Source organism: Streptomyces sp. NPDC060064, from assembly GCF_042736455.1.
Lineage (GTDB): Bacteria > Actinomycetota > Actinomycetes > Streptomycetales > Streptomycetaceae > Streptomyces.
In genome coordinates, this window is record NZ_JBHWWF010000097.1 from 1 (window position 1) to 5,099 (window position 5,099).

The following is a 5,099-nucleotide window of genomic DNA, read 5'->3' on the forward strand; positions in this document are numbered from 1 at the left end:
GTGCGCCAGTAGTTCCGAGGCGACTTGATGGGTGTTCAGCAGCAGCGTCCGCCACGAGTCGGGTTCGGTCGTCAGCCGGCAGGGCAACGGCCGGCTGCCCTCCACGGCGACGTAGCCGGTCGCGACCTCATGCTCGCCCGACAACGCGGCGAGCACCTTGGCATGCGCGGCCAGCAGCACCGAGCTCAGCGGCACCTCCAGATCCTCCGCCAGCCGGCACAACGCTCCCACGACGTCGTCCGGGACCGCCGCCTCGTACTCGACGACGCCCGGCACCGGATCGAGCGTCCACCGCGGGACCTCGGTGAATCCACCGGCGACGAGCACACCGCGCCAGAACTCGCGGTCGGCTTCCACTTGCACTGCCATCGTCTTCGCCCTTCACTCACCGTGGCCATGTAGTTCAGCCAGTTGAGCGCGCTGACCGAGATGGTCCTGCTGCCCCTGCCGCACGAGTGCCTCAGGCTGATAGTGGTCTCGCATCTCCGTGGCTGGGTTTCCCCCCCACCGCGCGTGCTGGGGCATTTCCTCGCCTTTCATGAGAAAGGAGTCGGGGGCGAGCACTGCGGCGTCGCCCATGGTCACGCCGTAGTGGACGTGGGCGCCGACACCGAGGGTGCAGCCGAAACCGATCGTGCTGCGGTCGGACTTGAAGGTGCCGTCCTCCTGCGAATGGCACTGGATTTTGCTCCCCGCGTTGAGCGTGCAGTCGTTCCCGATGGTGGTGAGCGTCCGCTCCGTCAGATAGCAGCCGTCGTCGAATACCCTGCTGCCGATCCGGACACCCAGCATTCGCCAGATCACGTTCTTGAAAGGGGTGCCGTTGAAGACGTTGAGGTATTCATCAGGCACCTTCCAAAGACGCTCGTGCCACCAGAAATACGGCTCGTAGATGGAGCACAACTGCGGCCGCAGCGTGCGGAATGCCGCGATGCCACGCTCCACCAGTACGAAGTAGACAGCGGTGAACCCAAGGGTGAGCGCCAAGGACGCGGCGATAATCACCTGCCCGAAAACACCGTACAGATCGACGGTCGCGAGGCCGAACACCGTGAGAACGAAGAAGTGCAGCCACCGCACGAACAGGAAGAATCCCATCGTGCGGATATTGTAGCGGTTCTTTGCGGCGAGATTGCGGTGTTTCTCGTCCCCGGTCCGGAGATGGTCGAACCGGCTGTCGCGTTCCACCGACCGGGGAATCTCGAAGCACGGCGATCCGAGCAGGCCCACCCCCTCGCGGACCTCACCGTCGAGCGGAATCATCACCTTCGTCGCGAGGAGACAGTTCTCGCCCGTCCTGGCCCCCGAGGGAAAGGCAATGTTGTTCCCAAGGAAGTTGTGTGGTCCGATCGACGCCCGGGACACGAGGAAGGACGTGCTCGAGAAGTCGGCATTCACGATGGAGAGCCCGTCGGCGATCATCGTTCCGCTGCCGACAGAGCTCAAATACGGCGTCTCATGCTGCACTTCCGTGCCGAAGTTCGACCCGGTCTGCTCGACATGGGACAAGTCGTATCCGAGGCCGCGCAAATAGTGGACGATGTAGGAGCTGTCGCCGAAGAGCCATTTGAAGAACTTTATGTTGGTCATGCGCGTGATCGCCCGATGGGCCGAGTAATGGAGGCCATACAGCGGATAGACCTTGTCCGGCTCGATCACCAGGTTCAGCAGGCGCGGAACGGTGAACATCATGGCGAGGCCCACGACGACGAAGCCGAGGAACAGCACGAGGGAAAGGGCCAGCGCGTCGATGTAGAGCCTCGGCGACGTGAACCCCACCGTGCCCGGGCCCAGCAGGTTGCCCACCGCCGGAACCTCGGTCACCAGCATGTACGCGCCCCCGACGGTCAGCGGCACGTACACGAAGAACAGCTGGAGCACACTGAGGAGGCCGAAGCCGGCCCGGCGCAATGTGCTGCAGTCCGCCGGCGCGATTCTCACGTAGTCAAGCTCCGTGCGCTGTGCCGGGGATCCGTGCCACCGCTGGCCGTCCGGGACCACCTGGCCGCTTTGCAGCGCGGACGTGTGGCCGAGCTGCGCCCCGTCGCCCATCGACGTGTCGATGTCGAGCACGGTCTTCTCGCCGATGAACACGTCCCGGCCGAGGGTGACCCGGCCGGTCTGGATACGGCCGGCGTGCGCCCGGTAGCAGAGGAAAAACGAGTCTTTACGGATTACCGTGCCGGCGCCGATCGTGAGGAGGTCGGTACAGACCGGAACGGTGTGGGAGAGGATCGTGACGCCCTTTCCGATCCGCGCGCCGAGGGCACGCAGGTACAGCACGTACAGCGGATTGCCGATGAAGAAAATCATCGGGTTGGCGTGGACCAGCGCCTTGACGGTCCAAAAGCGCAGATAAGTCAGACCCCAGACCGGGAACTCGCGGGGCTTCCATCGACCGATGAGGATCCATTTGGCCACGATCGGCAATGTGCACAGGCCGATGAAGGCCGAGCCGCCGAAGAGGACCGACCGCAGGTAGATGCCGCCCAAACCGGAGCCGGCCGAGACCCACTCGTAGCCTCGGGCGGTGACAAGTCCGGCGAGGAAGCAGTACCCGAGGAAAATCAGGAACTGCAGCGTCCCGCAGAGGACGTACTGCAGCGTGCCGGCAGGTGTCACCACCTCGGTCGACGCCGGGACCGACGACTCGACAGGGGTGGGCGAGGCTTCCGCGAGCGCCGTCGCCAGACCACGGATCGTTGGGTACCGGTAGATATCCTTCATCGAGGCTGACGGCAGGTCCGTCCGCTTCCTGACCCTGGCGCAGAAATGGGCCATGACCAGCGAGTTGGCACCGAGGTCATCGAAGAAGTGGCTGTCGACCGACACCTGCTCGACGCACACGACGTCGGCCAGCACCTCGGCGAGGTCTCTTTCGATGCCGGTCTTCGGGCCGGTGTACCTGCGCTTGGGGATTGCAGATTCATCCGGCCCGGGCGTCAGGACTTCGACGGATTTCTCCTCCATGCGAGCTCCTTGAGGCATTTTCGACCACCATCGGTCATTACGGTCGGCACCCTGTCCTCGCGCTTGCCGATGGCCGGAGCGAGTAATCCGGAAGCCACGAGATCGTGACCTCTTGTCCGGTTACAAAACCGTGCCCTCAGTCTCCGCCGTTCACCGTCGGGTTGCCACTCGAACCCGACCGCATCGGCGCGGCAGCGGCTCTCGACGACGCCACAGGTCCTAGGCGCCGGACGCTTGCAGGAAGCCCCGATCTCGCCGTTGTGGTGGGCCGCGGTCGCCCAGCCGTCGGTGCTCACGGTCTTACTGCATGCGAGTGGCGTGCGCCTGAAGTGAGCCGCGCTGGGGGCGTGCAACAGCCACCAAACGAAGTTCCTCTGACACCGAGAAGGTATTCCGTACCGCTAACCAGCTGAACAAGAAATTGCATATCAAGATGGCTTTAAAGCCCCAGCGGTGCAGCGGTTAATGAATCAGCGGCCGCCCGTCACACCACCCAAACAGAGAAAATGCCGCGTGGACCCGCGCGTTCTCCTGAAAAAACCAGTACGCCCAATGGCTTGCATTGGCCTCCCGGTAATCGCCTCCCGGCCCGAGGCTGCGGTAGAGGCCCAGTTCGTCGAAGGCCGGTGCCGTTGGGTGACCGCGAGCGTTGGCGGACTTCCAGCGCCCGCAGCGCTGCCTGGAACGAGCGCGGAATCCCGTCGGGGACGTCGCAACGGCCGCCCACACCGACCGAACCGGTGGGCGAGCCCAGTTCGCCGACCACCGCCTGGTGCAGCGCTTCTGCCCGCGGCCGCCCTTGAGAAGCAAGGAGGGCCATTCCCGACCGTTGGCCAGCAATGACCGCATCCGCAGACTTGCGGCCGCACGGCCGGATAGTGCGGTCCGTGCAGGTCATGGCCGACATCGGCGGCCCGGGTGTAGGCACTCTCGTCATCGGTGCCGGTGATCAAATCGTCCACCAGCTCACGGCGCAGCCGCAGCTCGACCTCGGCGAGGTTTCGCAGATGGGCCAGTTCCAGGGCAAGCGCGGTGCACGCGTGGGCGAGAACCTCGTGGACGGAGCGCTGGTGCTCCGGCGCAGAGACTGATGTGGTCAGCCGGACGTTCACGGCCGCACAGTTCGTTGAGCTGCCGCAGCTCCCCGGCCTGGTCGCGTTCCCTCCGCCGGGCCGTGGCGCTCGCCAGGGCCGCCGCCCCTGCCGTGCAGCGCGAAGGCCCAGCCCCATTCCCGGCCCGGCACCGGGATCGGCCCTTTCCGTGCGTGCTGGAGCTGGTCGTCGAGGTCGGCGGTGGCATGCGGCCATTCGGCGGGTGCGCGGACCAGGAGCTTGCCGAGGGTGAGGAAGCCTGCCTCGGCCCGGCAGGGACCGAGTGCGTTCACGGAGGTCAGTGCGAGCCGCAGAATGCCACTCTCGTCCACGCCGTCGTTCATGATCATTGAGAGCACGGACCGGGCTGTGGAGGTTGGCCACGTGTCCCCGGCCCAGGTCTCCCGGTGAGAGCGGTCACCCTCGGCTACCTGCTCGGCACGAGGCTCCCTCTGGGCCCGTACGGAGCTCCGCAACTGCCATCGGCATCGTCCTGGCCCTGCTCTTCATCTTCCCGATCCTCACCCGCGTGGTCTCCGACCCGGACTGGCAGCGGCACCTCGAGCAGATCGCGCCGACGACGGCCCGCCTCGCCGTCCAGACGACCATCGGTGTCGGCGAACTGCCCATCGGCCCATGGCAAGGCCTCGGCGTGCCGGCCCTGTGGGCGGTCGTCGCGCTGCTCGGCGGTGGGTTGCTTCTCCGGTCGCGCGACGTGTAACGGAAGAGGACCGCAGCCTGGGCGCTGATCAGGTCGCACAGTACCGGGGTGCGCCGTCGGCGACGTCACGAGCGTGGCGGCCACTTGGTCGCCCCGCTCGGACGGTGCCGCACCGGCATCGACGGCCGTCGTGAGCGCGTGGTCGAGCTGCTCCAGACTTGCGCGACGCGGCGTCAAGGAGTTCGAGCAGTACGGCCTCGGGGGGGGGGTTTACGGGGGGGGGGGGGGAGGAATAACCCCCCGGCCCGCAGGGACACAATTACACAACGCGCTAACGCAGGCGCGCGGTAAAAAAAAAAAAAACCCCCCCACAGACC

The 5,099-nt window shown here is 65.8% G+C and carries 5 protein-coding genes and 1 pseudogene; 2 read left to right on the top strand and 4 right to left on the bottom strand.

All coding sequences use genetic code 11. From position 1 onward, the window contains the following. From ACFWDI_RS40810 to ACFWDI_RS40820, 3 genes and pseudogenes are all read right to left on the bottom strand, one after another. Positions 1 to 369, bottom strand: a pseudogene (locus tag ACFWDI_RS40810) (non-ribosomal peptide synthetase); the annotation flags it as partial. Between the two features lie 12 nt (positions 370 to 381). After that, complete coding sequence (locus ACFWDI_RS40815; RefSeq protein ID WP_385312151.1) at positions 382 to 2,970, bottom strand: Pls/PosA family non-ribosomal peptide synthetase; 2,589 nt, start codon at positions 2,968 to 2,970, stop codon at positions 382 to 384. 484 nt (positions 2,971 to 3,454) lie between these two features. Beyond that, complete coding sequence (locus ACFWDI_RS40820; protein WP_385312153.1) at positions 3,455 to 3,907, bottom strand: hypothetical protein; 453 nt, start codon at positions 3,905 to 3,907, stop codon at positions 3,455 to 3,457. On the opposite strand from ACFWDI_RS40820, the gene ACFWDI_RS40825 reads away from it, so the two are divergent. Further along, a complete protein-coding gene (locus ACFWDI_RS40825; RefSeq protein ID WP_385312159.1) occupies positions 3,810 to 4,061 on the top strand; it encodes a hypothetical protein in 252 nt (83 codons plus the stop codon). The genes ACFWDI_RS40820 and ACFWDI_RS40825 overlap by 98 nt on opposite strands. 17 nt (positions 4,062 to 4,078) lie before the next feature. On the opposite strand, the gene ACFWDI_RS40830 is transcribed toward ACFWDI_RS40825, so the two are convergent. After that, entirely contained in the window at positions 4,079 to 4,420 is a 342-nt protein-coding gene (locus tag ACFWDI_RS40830) for a hypothetical protein (protein ID WP_385312155.1), read from the bottom strand. A gap of 170 nt (positions 4,421 to 4,590) precedes the next feature. On the opposite strand from ACFWDI_RS40830, the gene ACFWDI_RS40835 reads away from it, so the two are divergent. Beyond that, positions 4,591 to 4,782 carry a hypothetical protein gene (locus ACFWDI_RS40835; RefSeq protein ID WP_385312157.1) on the top strand — a complete coding sequence of 64 codons (192 nt, stop codon included), beginning with the start codon at positions 4,591 to 4,593 and terminating at the stop codon, positions 4,780 to 4,782. The last annotated feature ends 317 nt before the right edge of the window (positions 4,783 to 5,099 follow it).

Coding starts and splice junctions, on each gene's coding strand:
- ACFWDI_RS40815 (WP_385312151.1), bottom strand. CDS start 2,970: ATGGAGGAGAAATCCGTCGAAGTCCTGACGCCCGGGCCGGATGAATCT.
- ACFWDI_RS40825 (WP_385312159.1), top strand. CDS start 3,810: ATGACCGCATCCGCAGACTTGCGGCCGCACGGCCGGATAGTGCGGTCC.
- ACFWDI_RS40820 (WP_385312153.1), bottom strand. CDS start 3,907: ATGACGAGAGTGCCTACACCCGGGCCGCCGATGTCGGCCATGACCTGC.